General features: G+C 65.1%; 25 protein-coding genes and 1 other RNA gene. 17 read left to right on the top strand and 9 right to left on the bottom strand.

The window, feature by feature from the left end:
* Nucleotides 1-351: 351 nt before the first annotated feature.
* Nucleotides 352-534, bottom strand: coding sequence for a hypothetical protein (locus TNMX_RS03300; RefSeq protein ID WP_038029502.1), 183 nt, complete (start codon nucleotides 532-534; stop codon nucleotides 352-354).
* Between the two features lie 13 nt (nucleotides 535-547).
* On the opposite strand from TNMX_RS03300, the gene TNMX_RS03295 reads away from it, so the two are divergent.
* Nucleotides 548-772 (top strand): hypothetical protein, encoded by a 225-nt coding sequence (locus TNMX_RS03295; protein WP_156919412.1) that lies wholly within the window; start codon nucleotides 548-550, stop codon nucleotides 770-772.
* Nucleotides 773-878: 106 nt separating this feature from the next.
* Here the strand turns inward: TNMX_RS03295 and rnpB are convergent.
* Nucleotides 879-1257: RNase P RNA component class A (rnpB, locus tag TNMX_RS12380), an RNA gene on the bottom strand.
* Nucleotides 1258-1300: 43 nt separating this feature from the next.
* On the opposite strand from rnpB, the gene TNMX_RS03290 reads away from it, so the two are divergent.
* The 3 genes from TNMX_RS03290 (at nucleotide 1301) to TNMX_RS03280 (ending at nucleotide 2707) form a co-directional block, all read left to right on the top strand.
* Nucleotides 1301-1483: a hypothetical protein gene (locus tag TNMX_RS03290; protein ID WP_019551117.1), complete on the top strand. Its 183-nt coding sequence runs from the start codon at nucleotides 1301-1303 to the stop codon at nucleotides 1481-1483.
* Nucleotides 1484-1563: 80 nt separating this feature from the next.
* Nucleotides 1564-1779 (top strand): 50S ribosomal protein L31, encoded by a 216-nt coding sequence (gene rpmE, locus TNMX_RS03285; protein ID WP_015717326.1) that lies wholly within the window; start codon nucleotides 1564-1566, stop codon nucleotides 1777-1779.
* A 349-nt stretch (nucleotides 1780-2128) separates the two neighbouring features.
* Nucleotides 2129-2707 (top strand): thymidine kinase, encoded by a 579-nt coding sequence (locus tag TNMX_RS03280; RefSeq protein ID WP_028492981.1) that lies wholly within the window; start codon nucleotides 2129-2131, stop codon nucleotides 2705-2707.
* On the opposite strand, the gene TNMX_RS03275 is transcribed toward TNMX_RS03280, so the two are convergent.
* Complete coding sequence (locus tag TNMX_RS03275; protein ID WP_019551114.1) at nucleotides 2701-3108, bottom strand: Hsp20/alpha crystallin family protein; 408 nt, start codon at nucleotides 3106-3108, stop codon at nucleotides 2701-2703. The two genes, TNMX_RS03280 and TNMX_RS03275, sit on opposite strands and share 7 nt — an antisense overlap.
* 18 nt (nucleotides 3109-3126) lie before the next feature.
* Here TNMX_RS03275 and miaA point away from each other — a divergent pair, with 18 nt between their 5' ends.
* From miaA to TNMX_RS03255, 4 genes are read left to right on the top strand one after another with little or no spacing between them, the layout of a single operon-like run.
* On the top strand, nucleotides 3127-4035 hold the full coding sequence (gene miaA, locus TNMX_RS03270; RefSeq protein WP_038029498.1) for a tRNA (adenosine(37)-N6)-dimethylallyltransferase MiaA: 909 nt from the start codon (nucleotides 3127-3129) through the stop codon (nucleotides 4033-4035).
* Nucleotides 4036-4042: 7 nt separating this feature from the next.
* Complete coding sequence (gatA, locus tag TNMX_RS03265; RefSeq protein ID WP_038029496.1) at nucleotides 4043-5458, top strand: Asp-tRNA(Asn)/Glu-tRNA(Gln) amidotransferase subunit GatA; 1416 nt, start codon at nucleotides 4043-4045, stop codon at nucleotides 5456-5458.
* Nucleotides 5458-6201, top strand: a complete 744-nt coding sequence (locus tag TNMX_RS03260; protein WP_015717320.1) for a PolC-type DNA polymerase III — start codon at nucleotides 5458-5460, stop codon at nucleotides 6199-6201. Before gatA ends, TNMX_RS03260 begins: the two co-directional genes overlap by 1 nt.
* Nucleotide 6202: 1 nt before the next feature.
* Complete coding sequence (locus tag TNMX_RS03255) at nucleotides 6203-7312, top strand: hypothetical protein (RefSeq protein ID WP_038029494.1); 1110 nt, start codon at nucleotides 6203-6205, stop codon at nucleotides 7310-7312.
* On the opposite strand, the gene csaB is transcribed toward TNMX_RS03255, so the two are convergent.
* Genes csaB through TNMX_RS03235 form a run of 4 tightly spaced genes read right to left on the bottom strand, consistent with a single transcriptional unit; the run spans nucleotide 7275 to nucleotide 11780 of the window.
* The gene (csaB, locus tag TNMX_RS03250; RefSeq protein WP_038029492.1) at nucleotides 7275-8279 is read right to left on the bottom strand and encodes a polysaccharide pyruvyl transferase CsaB; all 1005 of its coding nucleotides are present in this window, start codon (nucleotides 8277-8279) and stop codon (nucleotides 7275-7277) included. The genes TNMX_RS03255 and csaB overlap by 38 nt on opposite strands.
* Nucleotides 8264-9964 (bottom strand): DUF5693 family protein, encoded by a 1701-nt coding sequence (locus TNMX_RS03245; RefSeq protein ID WP_038029490.1) that lies wholly within the window; start codon nucleotides 9962-9964, stop codon nucleotides 8264-8266. The genes csaB and TNMX_RS03245 overlap by 16 nt, the downstream gene beginning before the upstream one ends.
* Entirely contained in the window at nucleotides 9961-10599 is a 639-nt protein-coding gene (udk, locus tag TNMX_RS03240) for a uridine kinase (protein ID WP_015717316.1), read from the bottom strand. The genes TNMX_RS03245 and udk overlap by 4 nt, the downstream gene beginning before the upstream one ends.
* Before the next feature lie 50 nt (nucleotides 10600-10649).
* The gene (locus tag TNMX_RS03235; protein ID WP_038029487.1) at nucleotides 10650-11780 is read right to left on the bottom strand and encodes an ABC transporter ATP-binding protein; all 1131 of its coding nucleotides are present in this window, start codon (nucleotides 11778-11780) and stop codon (nucleotides 10650-10652) included.
* Between the two features lie 278 nt (nucleotides 11781-12058).
* On the opposite strand from TNMX_RS03235, the gene mscL reads away from it, so the two are divergent.
* Entirely contained in the window at nucleotides 12059-12439 is a 381-nt protein-coding gene (mscL, locus tag TNMX_RS03230; protein WP_038029485.1) for a large conductance mechanosensitive channel protein MscL, read from the top strand.
* Here the strand turns inward: mscL and TNMX_RS03225 are convergent.
* Nucleotides 12393-13241: a hypothetical protein gene (locus TNMX_RS03225; RefSeq protein WP_019551106.1), complete on the bottom strand. Its 849-nt coding sequence runs from the start codon at nucleotides 13239-13241 to the stop codon at nucleotides 12393-12395. The two genes, mscL and TNMX_RS03225, sit on opposite strands and share 47 nt — an antisense overlap.
* Before the next feature lie 121 nt (nucleotides 13242-13362).
* On the opposite strand from TNMX_RS03225, the gene TNMX_RS03220 reads away from it, so the two are divergent.
* The 8 genes from TNMX_RS03220 to TNMX_RS03185 are packed head-to-tail and all read left to right on the top strand — an operon-like array spanning nucleotide 13363 to nucleotide 21348.
* Entirely contained in the window at nucleotides 13363-13692 is a 330-nt protein-coding gene (locus TNMX_RS03220) for a helix-turn-helix transcriptional regulator (RefSeq protein ID WP_015717312.1), read from the top strand.
* Entirely contained in the window at nucleotides 13689-15344 is a 1656-nt protein-coding gene (locus TNMX_RS03215; protein ID WP_038029483.1) for a proton-conducting transporter membrane subunit, read from the top strand. Before TNMX_RS03220 ends, TNMX_RS03215 begins: the two co-directional genes overlap by 4 nt.
* Nucleotides 15341-16195: a respiratory chain complex I subunit 1 family protein gene (locus TNMX_RS03210; RefSeq protein WP_038029481.1), complete on the top strand. Its 855-nt coding sequence runs from the start codon at nucleotides 15341-15343 to the stop codon at nucleotides 16193-16195. Before TNMX_RS03215 ends, TNMX_RS03210 begins: the two co-directional genes overlap by 4 nt.
* Nucleotides 16183-16815, top strand: coding sequence for a hypothetical protein (locus TNMX_RS03205; protein WP_172640103.1), 633 nt, complete (start codon nucleotides 16183-16185; stop codon nucleotides 16813-16815). Before TNMX_RS03210 ends, TNMX_RS03205 begins: the two co-directional genes overlap by 13 nt.
* A 2-nt stretch (nucleotides 16816-16817) precedes the next feature.
* Nucleotides 16818-18164 carry a proton-conducting transporter membrane subunit gene (locus tag TNMX_RS03200; protein WP_038029479.1) on the top strand — a complete coding sequence of 449 codons (1347 nt, stop codon included), beginning with the start codon at nucleotides 16818-16820 and terminating at the stop codon, nucleotides 18162-18164.
* The gene (locus TNMX_RS03195; RefSeq protein WP_015717307.1) at nucleotides 18152-19483 is read left to right on the top strand and encodes an NADH-quinone oxidoreductase subunit C; all 1332 of its coding nucleotides are present in this window, start codon (nucleotides 18152-18154) and stop codon (nucleotides 19481-19483) included. The genes TNMX_RS03200 and TNMX_RS03195 overlap by 13 nt, the downstream gene beginning before the upstream one ends.
* 8 nt (nucleotides 19484-19491) lie before the next feature.
* Nucleotides 19492-20280: an NADH-quinone oxidoreductase subunit NuoB gene (nuoB, locus tag TNMX_RS03190; protein WP_015717306.1), complete on the top strand. Its 789-nt coding sequence runs from the start codon at nucleotides 19492-19494 to the stop codon at nucleotides 20278-20280.
* A gap of 9 nt (nucleotides 20281-20289) precedes the next feature.
* On the top strand, nucleotides 20290-21348 hold the full coding sequence (locus TNMX_RS03185) for an alanine--glyoxylate aminotransferase family protein (protein WP_038029464.1): 1059 nt from the start codon (nucleotides 20290-20292) through the stop codon (nucleotides 21346-21348).
* Here the strand turns inward: TNMX_RS03185 and TNMX_RS03180 are convergent.
* Nucleotides 21311-21901 (bottom strand): TIGR01440 family protein, encoded by a 591-nt coding sequence (locus tag TNMX_RS03180; RefSeq protein WP_028492963.1) that lies wholly within the window; start codon nucleotides 21899-21901, stop codon nucleotides 21311-21313. The genes TNMX_RS03185 and TNMX_RS03180 overlap by 38 nt on opposite strands.
* Between the last annotated feature and the right edge of the window lie 66 nt (nucleotides 21902-21967).

Here is a 21967-nt window from a genome sequence, read left to right as displayed (position 1 = left end):
AAAGTACGATGTACCCACTGATTACTCGGACAACGGAGTTGCAGACTACCTTGGACCTCCCGTCTTGGGGACTACTCGGCGGACCCCCCCGTGGCCGGAGGACGCGGGCGATCAAGATTACGCTGCCGCAGTTAACCCCCAAAACCTGACCAAGAACCCGACCGACTTATCGTTACCCGCCCTCGTGTTTCAGCTCCTGTTGTTCCCCCATGTCCCGATCAGCAGGGGGCGGGTTGCCGTACGGCCCTACGGAGTGCGCGCGACCCAACGGGGGTATAATGGACTCCTTGGCCTTACCGCAGAGCTTGCCACTTCAGCACCAGTGCTAACTCGCATCGCCTACATCCCCGTCTAGTCCCGCCGCAAGAGCCCCCGGAGCCGCTCCCAGAGGGCCAGCCCGGGGGCGATCCGGCGGAGGTTTTCCAGGACGGAAAGCGCCTCGGTGGCCACCAGCAGACCCAGGACCAGGCTGGTGGCCTCGAGGACTAGCGGCGTCCCCCACTTCCTCTCCCACAAGGGGTGGGCGGGGGCCATGCTTTATACCGCTATGCCAGTACAAGAACCCGATCCCCAGGGCCCCGCCGCCCTCTTGGTGGCGGCCCTCCTCGCCATGCTGGCCCACATCTCCAGGATGCTCCGGCGGGGGTGGCCGGGCATCCTCCGGCTTACGGCTGGCGGGCTGGGGGCGGCGGTGAGCGGGTTCACGTTTGGGGCGTTCGTCATCGGCATCAGCACCCAGGAAGTGCGCCCGGAACTCACAGGTAGCCCATAAGGGCGGGGCGGGTGCAGGTACCTAGGTCCAAAAGAACTCAATAATCCTATGCATAAGCACTCACATTACTGATGCAGAAAATGACGAAACTCAGTCAAACTGACGTAGAACGTGACCTAAACTAACCCGATTAGCGTGACGCATGACATTTGGCGGTCATCTCTCTGGGACCGGCGTCGCCGCCGGCCTCAAGCGGCCCATCCCAGGGGTTGTGGCGGGCCGGGCAAGCCCTTCCCCTCTATTGGGCCTTGCACCGGGTGGGGTTTGCCGTGCCACCCCTGTTTCCAGGAGGCGCGGTGGGCTCTTACCCCACCGTTTCACCCTTGCCCGCACCAGGCCGTGGCCTGGCCGCTGGCGGTCTTTTCTCTGTGGCACTTTCCGTCGGGTTACCCCGCCCAGCCGTTAGCTGGCACCCTGCCCTATGGTGCCCGGACTTTCCTCACCCGGGAGGTTCGGCTCCCGGGCGCGACCGCCCCCCTGTCCTGGGGCATCCTTTATTCTAGTCCAGTTAGGGAGTAAAGTGAAGGCGTGAGGCTTCCCTGGTACCTGCCCCTTCTCCTCCTCTTTTTCGCCCTGGTGGGGCTTGGGGTTTTGGGGATTCTCTGGCTCCTGGCGGTTTTGGGCGTGGGGGTAGGGGTGTTCTGGATGGCCTGGGAGCGGCTACGCCGGCGCCTCTTCGGACCCAGGTGGCGCCGCCTGCCCCCGCCTTAAGGTTGCGGGATGCCCCGGGGTCCTGGTAGAGTAGGAGATGGTTTTGCGCACGGCCAAGACCGTGCGAAAGGAGGCGAAACGTGAAGGAAGGCATCCACCCCAAGCTGGTTCCCGCCCGCATCATCTGCGGTTGCGGCAATGTCATCCACACCTATTCCACCCGCCCGGAGATCCACGTGGAAGTGTGCAGCAACTGCCACCCCTTCTACACGGGGCAGCAGCGCTTCGTGGACACGGAAGGCCGCGTGGAGCGCTTCCAGCGCCGCTACGGGGATTCCTACCGCAAGGGACGGTAAGGGCAGGTTTTTGGTTTCCGGCGAGGCCTTAAAGGGCCTCGCCGTTTCCGTGGTTAGGGTCAGGAACAGGGTTTCCCGTGGCGGCTCCCTTCGGCTTATTCCCAGCACTTCTATGGGGAGTGGGGCAGGTGTGCTTTGATCGTCCCCACTTCCCCAAGATCGCTCCCTCCGCTAGCTACCCGTCATAAGCGTGGGCCAGGGCCTCTTCGTGGGGGTTGAGGAGAGGGGAGTTGGCAAAGAAAGACCAGGGCCTTCCCCTCAGAGCCTTCCTCAAGCATCCTCCGAGCCCGGTCCAAGGCCGCCATTTTGGAGAGAGTATACCCTATGCCCGGGTAGAATCTGGGCCAGGATGCCCCCGGTACTGCATCGTCAGGGTTGGATTGAGGTTATCACCGGGCCCATGTTCTCGGGCAAGAGCGAGGAACTCATCCGCAGGGTCAAGCGGGCCCTCATCGCCCGGCAGCGGGTTTTGGTGTTCAAGCCCCGGCTGGACACCCGCTACCACGAAAGCCAGGTGGTGAGCCACGACGGCCAGCGGGTGGAGGCCATCCCCGTGGGGGAGGCCAGGGAAATCGAGGCGTACCTATCCCCCTTGCCCCAGGTGGTGGCGGTGGACGAGGTCCAGTTTCTGGATGCCGGCCTTCTCCCCTTGGCGGAGGATCTGGCCCGCCAGGGCGTACGGGTGATCCTGGCAGGGCTGGATTTGGACTTCCGGGGTGAGCCCTTCGGCCTCATGCCCGAGCTTTTGGCCCGGGCGGAGTTCGTGGAGAAGCTTACGGCCATCTGCGCCCAGTGCGGAGCCCCTGCCACCCGCACGCAGCGCCTGGTGAACGGGAAGCCCGCCCGCTACACGGACCCCGTGATCCTGGTGGGAGCCAAGGAGCACTACGAGCCCCGTTGCCGGGCCTGCCACCAGGTGCGCTACTGAGAGAGGGGCAGGGGAGCCCCTTTGCGCTTCTTGAAGCGCACCTCCAACACCCCTTGCCGGAGGCTTGCCTGGGCGGTGCCCTCCTCGATGGGGCTGGGCAGGTCCAGGGTGCGGCGGAAGGTGCCCATGGGCCGTTCCTCCAGGAGGTAGACCCCGGGCAGGGGATGGCGGATCCCGGCCAGGGTGATGCGGCTTCCCTCCTCCAGAAGCTCCAAATCCTCGGGGCGCACCCCGGGGAGGTCCACGAGGAGGACGTAGTGGTCCTCGTCCTCGAGGAGGTCCACCTTGGGGGTCCAGGCGGCGGGTTCCTCCCCTGTGAGCTGGTAGGCCAGCTCGGCGATGCGCTCCTGTAGCTCTTTCAGCTTGCGCAGGGTCTCCAGGCGGTCTAAGCGCTCCAGCATGCCCTTAGCATAAGGGATGTGAAGGCGATCCCGGTCCTGGCGGGCCCCACGGGGAGTGGGAAGACCCTCCTGGCCTTGAGGCTTGGGGAGGAGCTTCCCCTCGAGGTGGTTTCCGCCGACGCCACCATGGTCTATCGGGGCCTGGACATCGGCACGGACAAGCCCAGTCCGGAGGAAAGGCAAAGGGTTCCCCACCACCTGGTGGACATCCTGGAGCCCTCCGAGGCCCTGAGCGTGGTGCGCTGGGTGGAGCTGGCGGAGGCGGCCATCGCCGATATCCTGGCCCGGGGAAAGGTGCCTTTGGTGGTTGGGGGGACGGGGTACTACATCCGGGCTCTTTCCCAGGGGCTTCCCACCCTGCCCCCACCCGATCCAGAGGTCCAAGAGGCCCTTCGGCGGGAGCTCGAGGAAAGGGGTCTTGAGGCCTTGGTGGCCGAGCTTTCCCGGGTTAGCCCGGAGGATGCCCTGCGGGTGAATAGGAACCCTAGGCGGCTGGTGCGGGCTTTGGAGGTAGTAAGGCGCACGGGAACGCCCCCTGCCCGCTTTCCCCTTCGCCCACCCCGGTTCGCCTACAGGAAACTGGTTCTCTGGCCTGAGCGCACCTGGCTTTTTCCCAAACTGGAGGAAAGGGCCAGGTGCCAGTTCGCCCGGGGTCTGGTGGAGGAGGTGAAGCGCCTGTTGGAGCGGTACCCCGCCATGCCGACCGCCCTTCAGGCCATCGGCTACAAGGAGGTGGTGGGGTACCTTCAGGGTGCGTACAGCCTGGAGGAAGCCCTGGCCCGGGATATCCGGGCGGTGAAGGCCTACGCCAAAAGGCAGTACACCTGGTTCCGCCACGAACCCGGGGACGTCACCTATTTGCCGAGGGGAGGGGAGGAGGCTTACCGGGGCTTTCGGGACTGGCTTGATCTCCACTTCGGGCTATAGTAGGGGCATGTTGGCCCACGAGATCCGCGCCAAGGTGGCGCAAGGGGAGGTATCTCCCCTGGAGGTGGCCCAGGTTTACCTGGAGCGGATCCGCTCCTTGGACCCAGGCCTTGGAGCCTTCCTCACGGTAAACGAGGGGGTGCTGGAGGAGGCCCGTTCCCTGGATCCTTCCCTTCCCCTTGCGGGGCTTGTCGTGGCGGTTAAGGACAACATCGTCACCAAGGGAATCCCTACCACGGCGGGAAGCCGGCTTCTGCAGGGTTTCCTGCCCCCTTACGAGGCCACGGCGGTGGCCCGGCTAAAGGCCCTTGGCGCCCTGGTCATAGGCAAGACCAACCTGGACGAGTTTGGGATGGGTTCCTCCACCGAGCACTCCGCCTTTTTCCCCAGCCGGAATCCCTTTGACCCCACCCGGGTGCCCGGGGGGTCCAGCGGGGGAAGCGCGGTGGCAGTGGCGGCGGATCTGGCGCCTTTGGCCTTGGGGTCGGATACCGGGGGAAGCGTGCGCCAGCCTGCAGCCTTCTGCGGGATCTATGGCCTTAAACCCACCTATGGCCGGGTAAGCCGCTATGGCCTTATCGCCTACGCCTCGAGCCTGGACCAGATCGGCCCCATGGCCCGCTCGGTGCGGGATCTCGCCCTGGTCATGGACGCCATCTCCGGTCCCGATCCCCTGGACGCCACCAGCCTGAACCTGAAGCCCCGGTTTCAGGAGGCCCTGGCGGAGCCCTTGCCCTCCTTGCGGCTTGGGGTGGTGCGGGAGGCCCTTGCCGGGAATAGCCCCGGGGTGGAGGGGGCTTTGCGGCAGGCCTTGGAGGTTTTCCGGGGGCTTGGCCTTCAGGTGAAGGAGGTCTCCTGGCCTTCCCTGCCCCTGGCCTTAAACGCCTACTACATCCTGGCCCCCGCCGAGGCCAGTTCCAACCTGGCCCGTTACGACGGGACCCTTTTCGGCTATCGGGCCGAAGGGGAGGAGCTGTGGCGGGTGCTGGAGGAGACGCGGGCCCGATTTGGCCTCGAGGTGAAGCGCCGCATCCTGGTGGGCACCTTTGTGCTTTCCAGCGGGTACTACGAGGCCTACTACGGCCGGGCCCAGGCCTTCCGCAGGCGGCTTAAGGCGGAGGCCCAAGCCCTTTTTCAGGAGGTGGACCTCCTCCTCCTCCCCACCACCCCCCATCCCGCCTTTCTCCTGGGAGGCAGGCCCGATCCCTTGGCCATGTACCGGGAGGACCTCTACACCGTGGGGGCTAACCTGGCGGGCCTTCCCGCTCTATCCTTCCCAGCCGGCTTTGAGGATGGCCTTCCTGTGGGCCTTCAGCTTTTCGCTCCCTGGTCGAGGGATGAACTCCTCCTGCAGGCGGCCTTGGCTTTTGAGGAGGCTACCGACCGGGTTTTCCTTCGTACCCCTTTGGGCGAGGCTTTGTAGTGGAGGCTTTCTTTCGCCACCGCCTGGCCACCCGCCTGGCCCGAAGGCTTAGGGCCGAGGGCAGGCCCTTGCCCCTTCCCGCCCTGGGGGAGGCCCTGGGGCTAAGGGGTCCGGTGGAGCCCGTGGTGCGGCCCCTCTTGGACGGGCGCTTCCGCTTGGGGGAGGAGGTGGGGCTTTGGGAGTGGCACTACCCTTTCCCCTATTCCGGGGAGGCGGTGGTGGTCTTGGACCTGGAGACCACCGGGCTTTCCCCCGGTCTCAACGAGGTGATCGAAGTGGGCTTGGTGCGGCTGGAGCAGGGAGAGCGCAGGAGCTTTCAGAGCCTGGTGCGCCCAAGCCGCCCTCCCAGCCCCTTTATCGAGAGGCTTACGGGGATTCGCGCTTGGGAGCTGGAGGAGGCTCCTTCCCTCGAGGAGGTTCTGGAGAAGGCCTATCCCCTCTTGCGGGGGGCCACCTTGGTCATCCAAAACGCCAGCTTTGACCTGGGGTTCCTGCGGCCCGCCCTGGAGGGCATGGGCTATTCCCTGGAGAACCCGGTGGTAGACACCCTCCGCCTGGCCAAGAGGGCCATGCCTGGCCTCAGGCGCTACGGCCTGGACGCTCTTTCCCAGGTCCTGGAGCTTCCTCCCAGGGAAGCCCACCGGGCCCTTGGGGATGTGGAGCGTACCCTTGCCGTGGCCTACGAGGTGTATTATATGCTCACTTCAGGGATTCCCCGTCCCTTGGTGGACCTCGGGAGGTGATATGACCGCACGCTATGTGCTGACCAGCACCTGTATTCAAACGGGAACCATGACCTTAACCGTCTCCCTCCGCCAGCATCTCCTCGGCAAGGAGCGGGTGCGCTTCGTGGACGAGGATGGGGAGGTGTACGAGGTGGAGGTGGACTGGAAACAGGGGGTGGTGCGGGGGCTTCTGCCCTACTATCAAAAGCGCCGCCTCGCCGCGAACGAGACCATCCTTCTCCACTTCCGCGGGGAGGAAGTGGAGCTTAAGGCCACCCCTAGGGGCCTCCCCCGGCTTGGGCAGGCGGAGTCCAGGGAGCCTGCCCAGCCCGAGAGGCGGGAGGCGAGGCCGGCTGCTTCCGGGAGGGAATCCAAGGAGGCAGGGGATCCCAGGCCGGAGAAGCGGCGGGTGCGGGTGACACCCTATCCCAAGGAGGTGCTTTTCCCCAACGAGCCGCAAAGGACCTTGGAGCCCCCTGGGGTTACCGAGGACTTGAGGCGGCTTGGCTTTCTCCTGGAAGGCGGCCCGCCGTGGGTGTACAAAGCCCCCTTGGGGCGCCGCCAAGTGTTTCTGGTGCTGCTGCGTCCGGGGGAAGGGGAGCCCAGCCTGCTCAAGTCCTACTGCCAGCAAGGGGCGTACGTGGTTATCCTGGCGCCGGAATCCCAGAAGGAAGGGGTGCCGGAGGGAGTGGGATACCTTTCCCCGGAGGCGGTGAGCCGCCTGGTGCGCCTTAAGGCCCGCTTTCCCCTTTCGCCTTTGGACCTGGAGGACCTTCTTCGGGAAGGTTTTGTGGACCTCGAGGCGGTGGAGTCCCTGGAGGACCGGCTGGTGGCCGAGCTTTCCGAGCGCGGGGCCTTCGCTGCCTTCCTCCTTTTGCTTTCCCGCAAGTCCATGGGGGAGGTGTTTTTGCTGGCGGATCTGGAGGCGGAGGCCGTGGAGGAAGGCCTCATCCCCGAGGTGGTGCGCCAGGGGGTGGAGGTGCTTTCCCAGCCTCCCTTCCTCGTGCTCAAGCGCCTTTCCCCAGGGGAGTTCCTCTTGAGGCAGGGGGTGGAGGAAGCCCTTTCCGACCTCGAGGCCTTTGCCCAGGGGCTTAGGGGCCGCTTGAACCGCGTCCGTGGGTCTTTTTGACCAGGCTGGCTTCCCCCAGGGCCAGGTCAAAGCTCTGCCGGGCCCTTTCCTGCAGGGCCGCCACCTTTTCCCAGTCGGGGTAGCGGCCATACATGGCGGCCTTGGAAAGCTTGATGGGGTCGCCGGGGAGCTCCTGGTAGTAGGCCCCGGTTTCCTTGGCGAAGGCGGCCACCTTGGGGTCGTAGGAAAGGGCGGCGAAGGGGGTGCCGGCGGCCGCGGCCAGGATGAGGCCGTGCAGGCGCATGGAGATCACGTACCCCGCCTGGGCGGCCAGGTAGAGGACCCGCCTGGGATCGGCGGTCTTCTCCACCCGGTGCAGGCGGAAGATCTCGATGACCTCGTCGTCGTATCCGGGTTGGAGGAGGAGGACCAGCACCCTTCTTCCCTCGTGCACCAGGTGGTTGGCGGTGATGTAGAGGTTGGTGAGGGCTTCCTGGTCCACCCCAGCCCGAGGAATGACGAGAACCAGGTCCTCTTCTCGCTTTACAGGGGGCGGGGTGAGGAGGAGGGCAGGGTCGGCACCCAAGGCGGGGGAAAGGCCGAGGTTCTTGGCGTATTCCCAGGAATCCTGGTCGCGAAGGATTATGGGCACGCCCCGCAAGGCCCGTTTCACCTGCTTTTCCCCCCAGGGGGTGAGGGGGCCGAGGGACTGGTTGAATACCACCACCCTCTTGCGGAAGAAGCGGGCAGTCCGGAGCACGGACAGGTAGTAAAGAAGGCTTAGGGAGCTGGTGGCGTCCTGCAAAAGCCCCCCGCCCCCCAAAAGCCAGAGGTCCGCCTGGAGAAGGGCCAAGGGGTTTAGGCGATAGGCGGCCCGGATCCCGTGCTCCTTGGCGGTCTGTTTGGGATCGCCGGAAAGGGCGAGAACCTGGTGCCCCCGGGCCTTCAGCTCCCGGGCGATGGCCTCGAGGATGGCCTCGTCCCCGGCGTTTTTAAACCCGTAGTACCCCGCTACCCCAACCACCATGCCCGAAGCCTCCTTACCAGCATAACCCCGAGAAGCCCGAGGGAAACGCCCAAAAGCGCCCCGTTCACCACCCTGAAGAAGGAGATAGGAAGGGGGGTGTGGAAGTGGCTGAAGGTGTTCAGGATGGAGGCCACCCCGAGGGCGGCAAGGAAGAGCATGCTGTTTTGCACCCACCTCGGCCAGGGAAGGAGGAGGGCCAGGGGGAAGAGGGCGTGGCCGAAGACCTCCTTGAAGCGGGGGCGCACCATGAGGTCCTGGAGGAGGCTCCTAAGCTTTAGCTCCAGGTCCGGGACCAAGGGGGCCTCGTTGCCCCGGCGCAGGAGAGCCAACAGGAGAAGGGCGAGGGCCATCCCTGCCAGGGCCACCTCCCCCAGGCGCAGGGGATGCAGGAAAAGCCGGGTCAGGGTTTCCTTGTAGTTCCTGTCCAGGAAGCTGAGGGCCACCAGGAGGGGAGGCACCAGGAGGGTGAGGGAAACGCCCTTGAAGGCCTGAAGCCCCAGGATGGTCTCCGGGGTGGAGCCCAGGGCCGAGAGGAAAACCGTCCCGGCCAGGGCGTAGCCCAGGGCGCGAAGCCACATCCAGAGGCCATTCCTGGGGCCTAGAAAACCCAGCACGGGAAAGACCAAAGCAGCTAGAAGGGCTCCCGCCTGGCTTCCCGCATACCCCAGGGCCAGGAGAAGAAGGAGGAAGGCCACCCCCGGCCCGTACACGGATAGCCCCAGGGCCAAAAGCCCTAGCCCCGATACCACCCCCACCCAGGCGGCCAGGCGGAGGGGGCTTGGCGTGAACTCCCGGACCACGGGGTGGCCCAGGGGAATGTGGCTGGCCTCTAGGCCCTCCTGGATCCGCCTAAGGAGGTGTTCCGTGTCCTGGCGGTAAGGATAGGGCCGGAGGTAGAGGAGCTGGTGGCCCCGTTCCCGGGCGGCCAGCACATACTTGTCCGCGGCTTCCTCGGGGGTCAGGGTGAGCTGCCACTCGTACCGTAGGCTAAAAAGCCTCAGGATGCCCTTTCCCCGGTAGGCGGCAAGCCCGGGCTGGGGCGTGCCCTCAATGAGGGCCACGGGTACCGGGACCCGCTCTTGGGCTTCCTCCAGGCGGTAGGGGTAGCCCAGGGCCTCGAGGCCAGCGAAGACCACGGCGTCCGCCTCCTTGGGAACGATGGGCAGGGAAGCATCCAGGCGGCGGTAACGCTGGTTGATGGGGCGGACCGCCACGAAAAACCCAGCTTCCTTGGCAGCCCGGACCTCCTCCAAGGGATAAAAGGCAGGGAAGGCCTGGACATCCAGGGGGAAGCCCAGCCACGGACCCACCCATTCGTGGGGAAGGTCATAGGCCGCCTGTAAGAGCTCCAGAAGCTCCCGGTTGCCCCGGAGGTAGTACCAGTTGGGTTTGGCGGGTAGCCCCGCTTCCAAAAGCTCCCTCCCGCTCCGGTAAAGAAGTTCCCCTTGCCCCACCCAGTCCTTCACAAGCCGTTCCGGGAAGGCCACCCCTCTGACCCCCAGGGGGCGGTAGGACTCCAGCACCTCTAGAAGGCTTTTCCCTTGGCTTTGGGCTTCCTCCCGCAGGGCTTCCGCATCCAGGAGGAGCACCACGGGACCTGGCCGCTCCGCCCGCAGGCGGGGTGGAAGGGCCAGGAGGGAGGGCACCAGGGCCAGGAGGAGGAGAAGGTGGAGGAACCTTTTCATGCTACCCCCATCTCCGCCAGGCGGGCCAAGGCCTTGGCCTTGAGCATCTCCAAGGCTACCGGGTTCTGCCCGCCACCGGGCAGGATCACGTCCGCATGCCGCTTGGTGGGTTCCACGAAGGCCAGGTGCATGGGTTTTACCTTTTCCAAGTACTGGCGCACCACGCTTTCCAGGCTACGCCCTCGTTCCTGGACGTCCCGCTCCAACCGCCGGATGAAACGCTCGTCGGCGTCCGCATCCACGAAGACCTTGAGGTCCATAAGGGCCCTTAGGGGTTCGGGGTAGAGGACCAGGATGCCCTCGAGGATGACGACGGGAGCGGGCAGGACCCTTTCCGTTTTCGGGCTTCGGGTATAGGCCCGGAAGTCGTAAAGGGGCATTTCCACCGCCTGCCCGGAAAGAAGGGCGTGCACGTGCTCAAGATAGAGGGGAAGGTCAAAGGCCTCCGGGTGGTCGTAGTTGGCTTGGAGGCGCTCCGGGAAGGCCACGTGGGAAAGATCCCGGTAGTAGTGGTCCATGGGGAGCAGGGCCACCCGTTCCCCCAAGGCCTTGGCCAGGGAGCGGGCCAGGGTGGTTTTGCCGCTGGCGCTTCCCCCAGCGATGCCTATGATGAAGGGCTTATCCCGCCGGCTCACCCCTCCATGATAAAGGCGGGGGAGGGCATCCCCCGCCCAAAGGCCTATTCCTAGCGGGCCACCGCTTCCCGTTCCTGGGCGTGGCCGATGGTCTGGTCGCTTTCCACGTCAAAGGCATGGAGGCGGGAGGTGTCGGCCAGAAGCTCCACCCTATCCCCGGGCTTCACCGGAGCGTGGCCGTCCACCTTGGCCACCAGGACCGTGCCGTCCACGCTCACGTGGATCTCGGTTTCCGCCCCCAGGGGCTCGGCCACCTCCACCTCGCCCCGGATGACGTTTTCCTCCTCGGGAATCACCGTGTAGCCCTTCAGGCCCAGGTGCTCGGGGCGGATGCCCATCCAGACCTCTTTGCCCCCGTAGGGTCTCAGGGCCTGGGCCAGGATGGGGTTGGCCCGGACCCGGAAGCCCGGGGCCACCAGGTATACCTTTTCCCCCTGCGCCTCCACCCCAGCCCGGATGAAGTTCATGGAGGGGCTACCGATGAAGCCCGCCACGAACCGGTTGGCGGGGAAGTCGTAGAGGTTTAGGGGAGTGTCCACCTGCTGGATCTCCCCATCCTTCATGACCACGATGCGGTGGCCCAGGGTCATGGCCTCCACCTGGTCGTGGGTCACGTAGATGGTGGTGACCCCAAGCCGCCTTTGCAACTTGGCGATCTCCGCCCGCATCTCCACCCGGAGCTTGGCGTCCAGGTTGGAAAGGGGCTCGTCCATGAGGAAGACCTTGGGCTCCCGCACGATGGCCCGGCCCATGGCCACCCGCTGGCGCTGGCCGCCGGAAAGCTCCCGGGGCTTGCGGTTTAGAAGGTGTTCGATCTTGAGGATGCGGGCGGCTTCCTTCACCCGGCGGTCAATCTCGTCCTTGGGGTAGCGCCTTAAGCGCAGGCCGAAGGCCATGTTCTCGTAGACGTTCATGTGGGGGTATAGGGCGTAGTTCTGGAAGACCATGGCGATGTCCCGGTCCTTGGGAGGCACGTCGTTCACCAGGCGGTCGCCGATGTGGATGCGGCCCTCGGAAACCTCCTCGAGGCCGGCGATCATCCGCAGGGTGGTGGTCTTGCCGCAGCCCGAAGGCCCCACGAAGACCACGAACTCCCCGTCCTCGGTTTCCAGGTTGAAGTCCTTGACCGCCACTACCTTGCCGAAGCGCTTCCAAACGTGCTCCAGCTTAACCTTGGCCATGCTTTACCTCCTAGGCCCCGCGCTTTGAGCCCGCAAGGCAGCCCTTCGGGCTGACCTTGGCCCATCGGGGGTTCGGGGGCATTATATACCGCCTGGGCTTCTCCCTTCGGTGAGGGTCTTTCCCAAAGCGGGCCAGGTCTGGAAGGCAGGAGAAGGGCGGGGTTGGCCTTTCAGGCGAGGGTTCTTTTCACAAGATTTTCAAAGGGAGCGGGTAGGGTGGCCGTCGGTCCAGGAACTCGGACCGGGTTTGGCGTTAGGGAGCGTGCAAGGAGGTACGTATGTTGAAGGGTTTTAGGGATTTCATCATGCGGGGCAACGTGGTGGACCTGGCGGTGGCCGTGGTCATCGGTGGGGCCTTCGGCCAGGTGGTGAACTCCTTGGTGGCGGATATCCTCACCCCCTTGATCGGGGCTTTGGGAGGGGCGCCGGATTTTTCCGCCATCAAGCTGGGGCCCATCGCCTTGGGGAAGTTTATCAACACCGTGGTGAACTTCCTGGTGGTGGGGGCGGCCATCTACTTCTTGATCGTGGTGCCCATGCAGGAGATTGAAAAGCGGCGCAAGAAGGCGGAGGAGACGGCCCCACCCCCTCCTCCCGAGCCACCAGAGGAGGTCAAGCTTCTTCGGGAGATTCTTTCGGAGTTGCGGCGGAAGGCCTAAGCCGGTTCCAGAGGAAGAGCGCCAGGTACCCCAGGCCGAGCTCCGGCCTGGGGTTTACCGTTACGGAAAGGGCGAAGGCGTGGAAGAACAGGCTTTCCAAAACGTGGCGCGGGGTGCGCAGGAAAAGCTTTTTGAGGGCAGGCCCCTGCTGCAGGATCAGCGCCCCCAGGTAGGGAAGGTAGAACCAAGGACCGGTGGCCAGGCCCAGGGCGGAAACCCCCAGGCTGGCGAAGGCCAGGCCCCGAAGGAAGGGCAGGGGTTGGAACCCCAGGGGGTGGAGCTCTTGCCACAGGGGTTCCTCCCCTCCTGGCCAGGGGGTTCTTAAAAGGAGAAGCCTTTTCCCCTCGTGCCCCCCCAGGTAGAGGTGGGGCTCGGGGGCTACCCCCAAGGGGAGGAGGTGAGTGGGGTTTTCCTGGAGGGTTTGGTAGAGAAGGGGATCCAGGGGAAGCCCGTCCACCAGGTACCAGGCGTGGGGCTGGCCGGAGAGGAGAAAGCCAAAGGCCCTTTCTACCTTGTGTCCCTTGTGGGCCAGGATGCCGGGCCAGGCCTCCGGGGGTTCAAAGAGGAGGGTTTTCCCCCAGGGGGGGAGGTGCTTCAGGGGTTCGGTCTTCAAGGGGAAGCGCACCTCGAGGATCTCCCCCTCGGAGAGGGAAAAGCGGGCCAGGAGGTTCCCCTGGGCCTCGTACACCTCCTCGGGCCGCCGGGAGAGGAAGAGGTCCCCCACTTTCTGCCCGGGAAGGCTTTGGGGCAGGGGAAGCAGGAGGGTTTCCTGCCCTGGGCTTCGGTAGCGGAGGCGAAACATGGGCTCTGGCATAAAGGGGCCGCCGGCGGGACATGATACCACGTGGGGATGTTGACAGGGGGGGCGAAGAGGCCTAAGGTTGGAAGTATGTGGCTATATGCATATAGCCAAAGGAGGAAGTATGCCTAGCACCCTCCACCGCTACAAGGCGGAGTTCTTCAAGGCCCTGGGCCATCCCTTGCGCCTGGCCATCCTGGATGCCCTGCGGGGGGGAGAGCGCTCGGTTTCCGCCCTGCAACGGGAGCTCGGGGTGGAACAGTCGGTGCTTTCCAGGCAGCTTTCCCTCCTGCGGGAGCGGGGCCTGGTGGAGGCCAGGAGGGAAGGGCAGATGGTCTACTACCGCACCCGGGACCCGGAGGTCTACGCCTTCCTGGACCTGGGGCGGCGGATCTTTGAACGGCACCTCGAGGCGGAAAGGGAGCGCCTGGAAGCCCTGAGGGAGGAGGAATGAACCCCCTTTGGACCTTTTTGCCCTTGGCCCTGGCGCTTCTATCCGCCGGGACTCCCTGGCGTTTCCGGGGGCTTTCCCTCTTCCTGGGCGTGGCGGGCCTGGCTTGGGGGGTGCTGGGGGGTATGGGCTGGGCTTCGGGTTTGGGTGCTCCGTACCTTTACCTCTTTCTCCTTGGAGCCTTGACCCTGAGCCTTGCTCCCTACCTCCCTACCTACCTGGCCCATCACCCCCGTGAGGCGCACCTTTACGGCCTTCTGCTTCCCCTTTTCTTGGCCAGCATGGCGGGGGTGGCCTTGGCTTCCCCTGGGCTTAGCTTCCTCTTTTTGTGGGAGGGCATGGCCCTTTTGGGCTATTTTCTCATCGCCCTCGAGGGGCCAAACGCCCTAGCAGGGGCCCGGGCCTTTTTCCTGGCGGGCCGCCTTTCGGGGGCTGGGCTTTACCTGGCCTTCCTGGGGCATGGCCATGTGGGGGCTGACTGGGTCTGGGCCGGGCTTCTTTTGGGCTTTGGGGTGAAGGCAGCCCTCTTCCCCTTCCACGCCTGGTTGCCCCAGGCCCACCCGGTGGCCATAAGCCCGGTTTCGGCCCTGCTTTCCGGGGCCATGACCAAGCTGGGCCTTCTTGGCCTGTACCAGTCCCAGTACTGGTTCGGTCCACCCCCGCCCTGGGTGGGGTGGGTTTTGCTCCTCCTGGGCCTTCTGGGTGCGGTGTACGCCCTGGTGCGGGGCCTTGGGGAAGAGGACCTAAAGGGCGCTTTGGCCTATTCCAGCGTGGAGAACCTGGGCCTTATGCTTGCCGCCTTGGGGGCCTATTTCCTGAAGCCCATGTCCTTGCTCCTGGGGGCCTTTTTCCTCCATCAGGTGGCCCATGCCCTGTTCAAGGGGCTTCTCTTCCTGGGGGTAGGAGCCCTGGAGGAGCGGCGGATTTCCCACCTGGGTGGGCTTTTCCGCAAGGCTCCCGGACTTGGAGCCCTCGCCTTGTGGGGAATGGGGGTGGGGGCGGGCCTCCCTCCTGGCCCGGTGTTTCTTGCGGAGTGGCAGCTTTACCAAGGCTTTTTGCAGGGGCCTTTCCTGGTGCCCCTGGCCGCCGGGGCCTTGGCCCTGGTGGGGGCCTTGGCCCTCTACTTCTACGTCCGCCTATTCGGGCTAGCCTTCTTGGGCCTGCCTCGAGGCGAGGTTGCCCTGCACTGGACCCAGGGGATGCGCCTCAGTCTTGGGGTGCTGGCGGGGCTCCTCCTCCTTCTGGCCTTGGTGCCCGGGTTGGTCCTGGACCCCCTTGGGGTTCCCACCTACCCCAACTGGCTACTCTTGATCCTTCTTGGGGTTCTGGCTGGGGTGTTTTACCGGGGCCTTCTCCGGATGCCCATGCGGGCCTACGGTACCTGGGACTGCGGTTTCCAGCCCCTCACCCCCAGGATGCAACCCAACGGCCTGGGCTTCGCCGAACCGGCCCTTCGCCTTTTCCCCTTCCTTCGCCTCCAGGTGGGGGAGCATCCCCGTCTGGAGGAACCCTTGGCCGAGGTGTACCCCGGGGTGGGGCGGATTTACGCCCGCCTTGCGGCTTGGGTGCAAACCCTGCAGTCAGGAAGCCTGCACCTTTACCTTCTCCTGCAACTCCTCACCTTGGTGGTGGTTCTGGGGGTGGTCTTGCTATGACGGCGCTCTTGGCCCTGGTGTTGGCTCCGCTCTTTTCGGGAAGCGTCAAGTGGCTGAAGGCTAGGCTTACCCACCGGCAGGGGCTTAGCCCGCTGATGGAATACCGAAACCTGTTCAAGCTCTGGCGGAAGGTCTGGATAGCGCCCCATCCCACCACCCCACTTTTCCTCCTCGGGCCCATCCTGGCCCTTTTGGGAACCCTGGGAGCCTTGGCCCTCTTGCCCATCCTTCCTGGCCCAACCTTCAAAGGGGACTTTCTCCTCGCCCTTTACCTCCTGGGCCTCGGGCGCTTTGTTCAAATGCTGGCGGCCCTGGATGCGGGCAGCAGTTTTGGGGCCCAGGGAGGCTACCGGGAGGGTGTGGTCACGGTGTTGGCGGAGCCCGGGACCCTTATGGCCTTGGCCGGGGCAGTCCTCTTGGGGGAAGGGTTTTCCCTGAGCGGTCTACCCGAGCTTGGGGTGGAGAACAGCTTGGTGCTCTTTCTGGCTCTGGCCTCTCTCGCCCTTGGCCTTCTGGCCGAGGGAGCCAGGATACCGGTGGACGATCCCGCCACCCACCTGGAGCTCACCATGATCCACGAGGCGCAGATTCTGGACCATAGCGGCCCTCTTCTGGCCCTGTACGAGCTTGCCGGGTCGCTCAAGATGCTCTTCTATGCGGGGCTGATGGCCTTGTTGTTGCCGGGGTTCAAGCCCCTGGTCTTCCTGGGGGTGGGGGCGGCCTGGGTTTTGGCGCTGGCCTACCTGGAAACCTACGGGGTAAAGCTCCGCTACCTGAGGCTTCCGGACTTTCTTTCGTACAACACCCTTTTCGGGGTGCTGGCGCTTTTGGGGGCGATATGGCGCTTTTAAACACCTTGGTCCTGGCCACTCTGGCCACAGGTTTCCTGATGGTGAGCCGCCGCAGCCTGGACGCCATCATCCGGCTCTACGCCCTGCAGAACATCCTTTTGGCTCTGGTTTCCTTCGGGCTTGCGGGAGGGGAGTTGCACTTCGTGCTGGCCGGCCTGGCCCTCTTTGCGGTTAAGGGGGTGCTCATACCCTGGTACCTGTTCTGGCTGATCGACCGCCTCGAGGTGAGCCACGAGGTGGAGGGGTACCTGTCCGTTTCCCTCTCCCTCCTTCTGGCGGGGCTCCTCACCGCCTTGGCCTTCCGGGTGGGGAAGGCCTTTGTGCTTCCCGAGGCCCCCTTGCCCCAAGGGGTGCCCGTGGCCCTCTCCTTGGTGCTTCTGGGCATCCTTTCCATGGTGAGCCGCAAAAAGGCGATAAGCCAGGTTCTGGGCTTCCTGGCGCTGGAGAACGGGGTTTTCCTCATGGCCCTTTCCGAGAGCCACGGCCTGCCCCTTTTCGTGGAGTTGGGGGTGGCCTTGGATGCCTTCGCTGCCGTGTTCTTGGCGGGGATCCTCATCTTCCGCATCAAGGGGGAAATGGGGCATGTGGATACCGCGAGGATGCGCTATCTAAGGGGGTAACGGTGCTGTATCTTCTGTTCCTCTCACCCTTGGTGGTCTTCCTGGCCCGCAAGGAGGCCGGTCTGCTGGTGAGGCTTTCCGTTTTGGTGCCCCTTTTCAGCTTTCTTCTGGCTCCGTTTCTGCTGGGTACGGCAGCGGGTCCTTTCCGGTTGGATGGGGTAGGGCTCTTTTATCTCCTTCTGACCGACCTGATCTACGCCCTGGTGGCGCTTTTTTCCCGGGGCTACTTCGCCCGGGAAGAAGCCTGGCGCTTCTACTGGGCGGGTGCCCTTTTCCTGGCCTCGGCCCATGGGGCCTACCTGGCCCACAACCTGGGCATGCTCTGGGTTTTCGTGGAGGGTAGCACCCTGGCCTCGGCCCTTCTGGTCTACCACAAGGGTGGAGCCCGCCCCCTCGAGGCCACCTGGAAATACCTCATGCTGGGCAGCGTGGGCATCGCCATGGGGCTCATCGGGGTCATCCTGGTCTACGCCCTGGTGGGCGGGACCACCCTGGACTGGGGAGAGGTTCGGTCCCTGGTGGGGGAGGCCGATCCCGAGGGGCTTAAGGTGGCCTTCGCCCTTCTTTTGGTGGGCTTTGGAACCAAGGTGGGGCTATTCCCCTTGCAGGCCTGGCTTCCCGATGCCCACGCCGAGGCCCCGGGGCCGGCTTCGGCCTTGCTTTCGGGAACCCTCCTCAACGTGGCCTTTTATGCCCTTCTCCGCTACGCCGCCATCATGCAGGCGGCGGGGCTTTTCGCCTTTGCCTCCAGCCTGCTCCTTACCTTTGGCCTGCTTACCCTTTTGTTTGCGGCCCTCTTTCTCTTTGGACAGAAGGAGTACAAGAGGCTTCTCGCCTACTCCAGCATGGAGCACATGGGTCTTGCGGTCTTCGCCTTGGGCCTGGGATTGCCCTGGCTGGCCCTTTACCATACCCTGGCCCACTCCCTGGCCAAAACCTTGGCCTTTTTGGGGGCCAGCGGTATCCTGTCCCTCACGCACGCCAAGGAGGTGGGGCGGGTGGGCGGGCTGGTCTTCCACGTGCCGGCCTTGGGGATCCCCTACGTCCTGGCCTTGGCGGCCCTCGGGGGCCTGCCTCCCTTTCCCCTCTTCTTCGCCGAGTTTAAGGCGGTGGAGGCGGCCATGCGCTGGCCTGGGCTGGCGGGGCTCTACCTTTTGGGCCTGGGTATGGCGTTTGCTGGCCTCCTTTCTCCCATGGCCCAGATGGGCTTCGGTAGGGGGAAACCCCTTAGGGGGCAGGGCCTGGATCTCTGGATTTTGTGGTTGCTCCTGGGCATCCTGGTGATCCTCGGCGTGTTCCCGGGGGTGGAGGTGTTTAAGGAGTTGGAGGTGGTGCTGTGGAGAAAGTGATGGAGGCCCTGCGCGAGGGGAGGCCTGTGGCGCTTTTTCCTTATGGAGACCGGGTGCTTCTGTGGGTAGAGCATCCGGGGGGCCAGAAGGGTGCGTTAGGCCTCACCGAAGCCTTCCTCTTGGGTGAGAGGAGGCGCTTTCCCAGCCTGGCCGCCGAGTTTCCCGCTCTGGATTGGTTTGAACGGGCCCTTTGGGAGAGGGGTTTTGAGCCGGTGGGGCACCCCGGGTTGAAACCCCTCCGGCGTCACGACCTTCCCTACACCTTCCGGGAGTTTCCCCTCCTCCACGAGGTGCCTGTGGGACCCGTGCATGCAGGGATCATCGAACCCGGGCACTTCCGGTTTAGCGTTTTGGGCGAGCGGATCGTGAACCTGGAGATCCGCCTGGGTTACCAGCACCGGGGCTTGCTTTCCCTGATGCCGGGCAAAGGGGCTGAGGCCGCGCTCCTTCTGGTGGAGCGGGCGGGGAGCGAGCCCGTGGCCCACGCCATGGCCTTCGCCGAGGCCTGGGAAAGGGCCTTGGGCTGGGAGGCCCCTTCTCGGGCGCAGCACCTTCGCCGGGCAGCCCTTGAGTTGGAGCGGGCCTTTGGCCATCTGGGTCATCTGGCCGGGCTCTTCACCGATATCGGCTACGCCTACGGGGCCACCCAGGTGGGGCGGATACGGGCTCTTCTGCAGGGGGAACTGGACCGGTTAACCGGCCACCGCTACGGGAGAAACTTCCTAAGGGTTGGGGGGGTGTGGCGGGAGGGCCAGCCGGACCTCGAGGCCATCGCCGCCTACCGGGAGGAGCTGGCCCGCCTGCTGCCCAGGCTTCTCAAAAATCCCCAGGTGCTGGACCGCATGCGCTATGTGGGGGAGGTGCGCCGGGCCGAAGCCTTGGCCCTGGGCTTCGTGGGCCCCACGGCCCGGGCCAGCGGGGTGGGGAGGGACCTGAGGCAGGACGACCCCCTTTACCCCGACTTTACCCCCGTGGTGCGCCAGGGAGGGGATGTGCTGTCCCGGGCCCAGGTGTATGCCGAGGAGAGCCTTAAGGCCCTGGATTACGCGCTTTTCTTCCTTCGCCATCTTCCCGCCGGGCCTCTGGCCCTGGACCCCCCTCTGGGGGAGGGTGAGGCCTTGGCCCGGGTGGAGGCGGGAAGGGGTGAGGTGGTGTGGTTCGTACGGGTGGAGGCTGGGAAGGTGGTCATGGCCGAGGGGGTGGACCCGAGCTTCAAGAACTGGCGGGCTTTGGAGCTTGCGGTCCGGGGGGAAGGCTTGCCGGACTTTCCCCTTTGCAACAAGTCCTTTGACCTCTCCTATGCGGGAAGCGACCTCTAGGGGGTGCCATGAGCTTGCTGCACACGCTTAAGGTGGGAAGGTTGGCCCGCAAGCTGGAGGAGATCCTGAAGGTTCCCCAGCACGCTTTTGGCTACCCCTTGCTGAAGCCGGCGGGCTTGACCCCAAGGGTTCGCGAGGGGCTTGTCCATCTTTGCCCAAGCGGGGCTTTTGCCGAGGCGGAAGGGATTTTCAGCCTGGACCTCGCCCGGTGCGTGGGATGCGGACGGTGTGCCCTGGCATACCCGGAGGCCGTGGGGGAGATGAGGTCCCTGGAGGTGGCCGTGACCCGCAAGGAGGACCTGGTCCAGCGGGTGGACCTGGAAAGGGGAGGGTTTCTGGACCCGGGCCCTCCCCCTTCCCCTCGGACAGAGCTTCGCCTGCCCACCCTGGCCTTTCGCGAGGTGAGCGCCGGGGACACGGGCCTTGCCGACTCGGAGATCGCCCTTCTTGGCAATCCTTTTAACGACATGGGCCGCTTCGGGTTCCAGGTGGTGGCTTCACCCCGGCACGCCGACGCCCTTCTGGTCACGGGCCCCGTGAGCCGCAACATGGCCGAGGCCCTAAGGCGCACCTACGAGGCCATGCCGGAGCCCAAAGGGGTGGTGGCTGTGGGGAACGAGGCCATTTCGGGTGGGGTGTTTGCGGGAAGTCCCCAGGTTCTGTCCGGCGTGGACCAAGTGGTACCTGTGGACGTGTACGTGCCTGGGGATCCGCCGAGGCCCGGAGCCATCCTCCACGGCTTGATGCTTTTGGTGGGCCGCATGACCCAGCGGCTGGTAGGGGGGGTTTTGCGCTAAGCTCTTGCCATGGACTGGCTCCTCACTCCGGGTCCTGTGCGGCTTCATCCCAAGGCGCTAGAGGCTCTTTCCCGCCCTCAGCTTCACCACCGGACTGAGCCCGCCAGGGCACTTTTCCTTAAGGCCCGAAGCCTTCTTCGGGAAGCCTTCCGCACCCAGGGCGAGGTGCTCATCCTCACGGGAAGCGGCACCCTGGCCATGGAGGCCCTGGTGTGGAATCTCTTCGCCCCCGGGGAAAGGGTTTTGGTACCGGTTTACGGCAAGTTCTCCGAGCGCTTCGCCGAGATTGCGGAAAGCGCGGGCCTCGAGGTGGACCGGCTGGAGCTCCCTTACGGGCAGGTACCGAGCCCGGACCAGGTGGCAAGGCCCGGTTACCAAGGGCTACTGCTGGTTCACTCGGAGACCTCCACCGGGGCCATGGTGGACCTGCCCGCTCTGGCAAGAGCCTTTAAGGAGGCCAACCCCGAGGGTCTGGTGGGGGCCGACATGGTGACCAGCTTGCTGGTACGGGAGGTGGCCCTCGAGGCCTGGGGAGTGGATGCCGCGGCCTCCGGTAGCCAGAAGGGCCTCATGTGCCCCCCGGGGCTGGGTTTTGTGGCCCTAAGCCCCTGGGCCTTGGAACGTTTGCGCCCCCGGGGCTACTACCTGAACCTCTCCCGGGAGCTCAAAGCCCAGAGGGAAGGGGAAAGCGCTTGGACCCCGGCCATCAACCTGGTGGGGGCGGTGGCGGCGGTGCTGGAGGAGGTGTCGCCCAAGCTTCCCGAACACCTGGCCTTAAAGGCCTGGCAAAACGACCTTCTGTACCGGGTTGGGGCGGAGCTGGGGTTAAGCCCTGTGCCCGAGGTGCCAAGCCCGGCGGTGGCCGCCTTTTACCTGCCCGAAGGGGTTTCCTACCAGAAGGTGAAGGAGGCCTTTGCCCGAAGGCAGGCGGTGATCGCCGGGGGCCAGGGGCCCTTGAAGGGAAGGGTATTCCGCCTTTCCCTCATGGGTTATTACAACCGCTACGAGGCCCTCGGGGTGGCGGCCCTTTTCAGGGAAGCTTTTGCCGATATTCTTCCAGCTTCCTGAGCATCTCCTCCCGGGTGTAGACCGCCCTGGCCCCGCCCACCAGCTTGGGGCGGGTTTTGGCGGCGATGAGTACTGCCTCGCCAATCCTGCGCAGGGAAAGCCTAAGGGGTACGGCCACGGGCCGCAGGTGCATGCCGATGAGAACGCCCCCGATGTCCATTCCCCCGTGGGCTTGGGCCTTTAGGGATTCCACCATCACGGGGTCCTGGAAACGAAGAAAGGCGGCCGTGGCCAGGCTTCCTCCCGCCTTGGGATGGGGAAAGACGGTGACCTCCTCCAGGCTGTAGGTCCGGGCTGCCTCCCTTTCCACCACCAGGGCCCGGTTCAGGTGCTCGCATCCCTGGACGGCTACCCATATCCCCCGTTCGAGGAGAGGGGGAAGGAGCCCCTCGAGGATGGCCTCGGCCACCTCGAGGCTGGGCTTCGTTCCCACCTTTTCCCCCAAGACCTCGCTGGTGGACCCCCCCAGGACGAAGAGGCTTCCCCTGGGCATGGGGAAGAGGTCCAGAAACTCCAAAATCGCCTTTTCCGCCGCCTTGCGGATGCCCTCCATGACCTGGCCTCCACTGCGATTTTAGAGAAAAGTGGGGGTGTGGGGGAGCTATAATCCCCCGGTTTT

It is taken from the genome of Thermus sp. NMX2.A1 (assembly GCF_000511705.1).
Taxonomy (GTDB): domain Bacteria; phylum Deinococcota; class Deinococci; order Deinococcales; family Thermaceae; genus Thermus; species Thermus scotoductus.
Note: the sequence above shows the minus strand (reverse complement) of the source record. Positions and strands in the feature narration are given on the sequence as shown.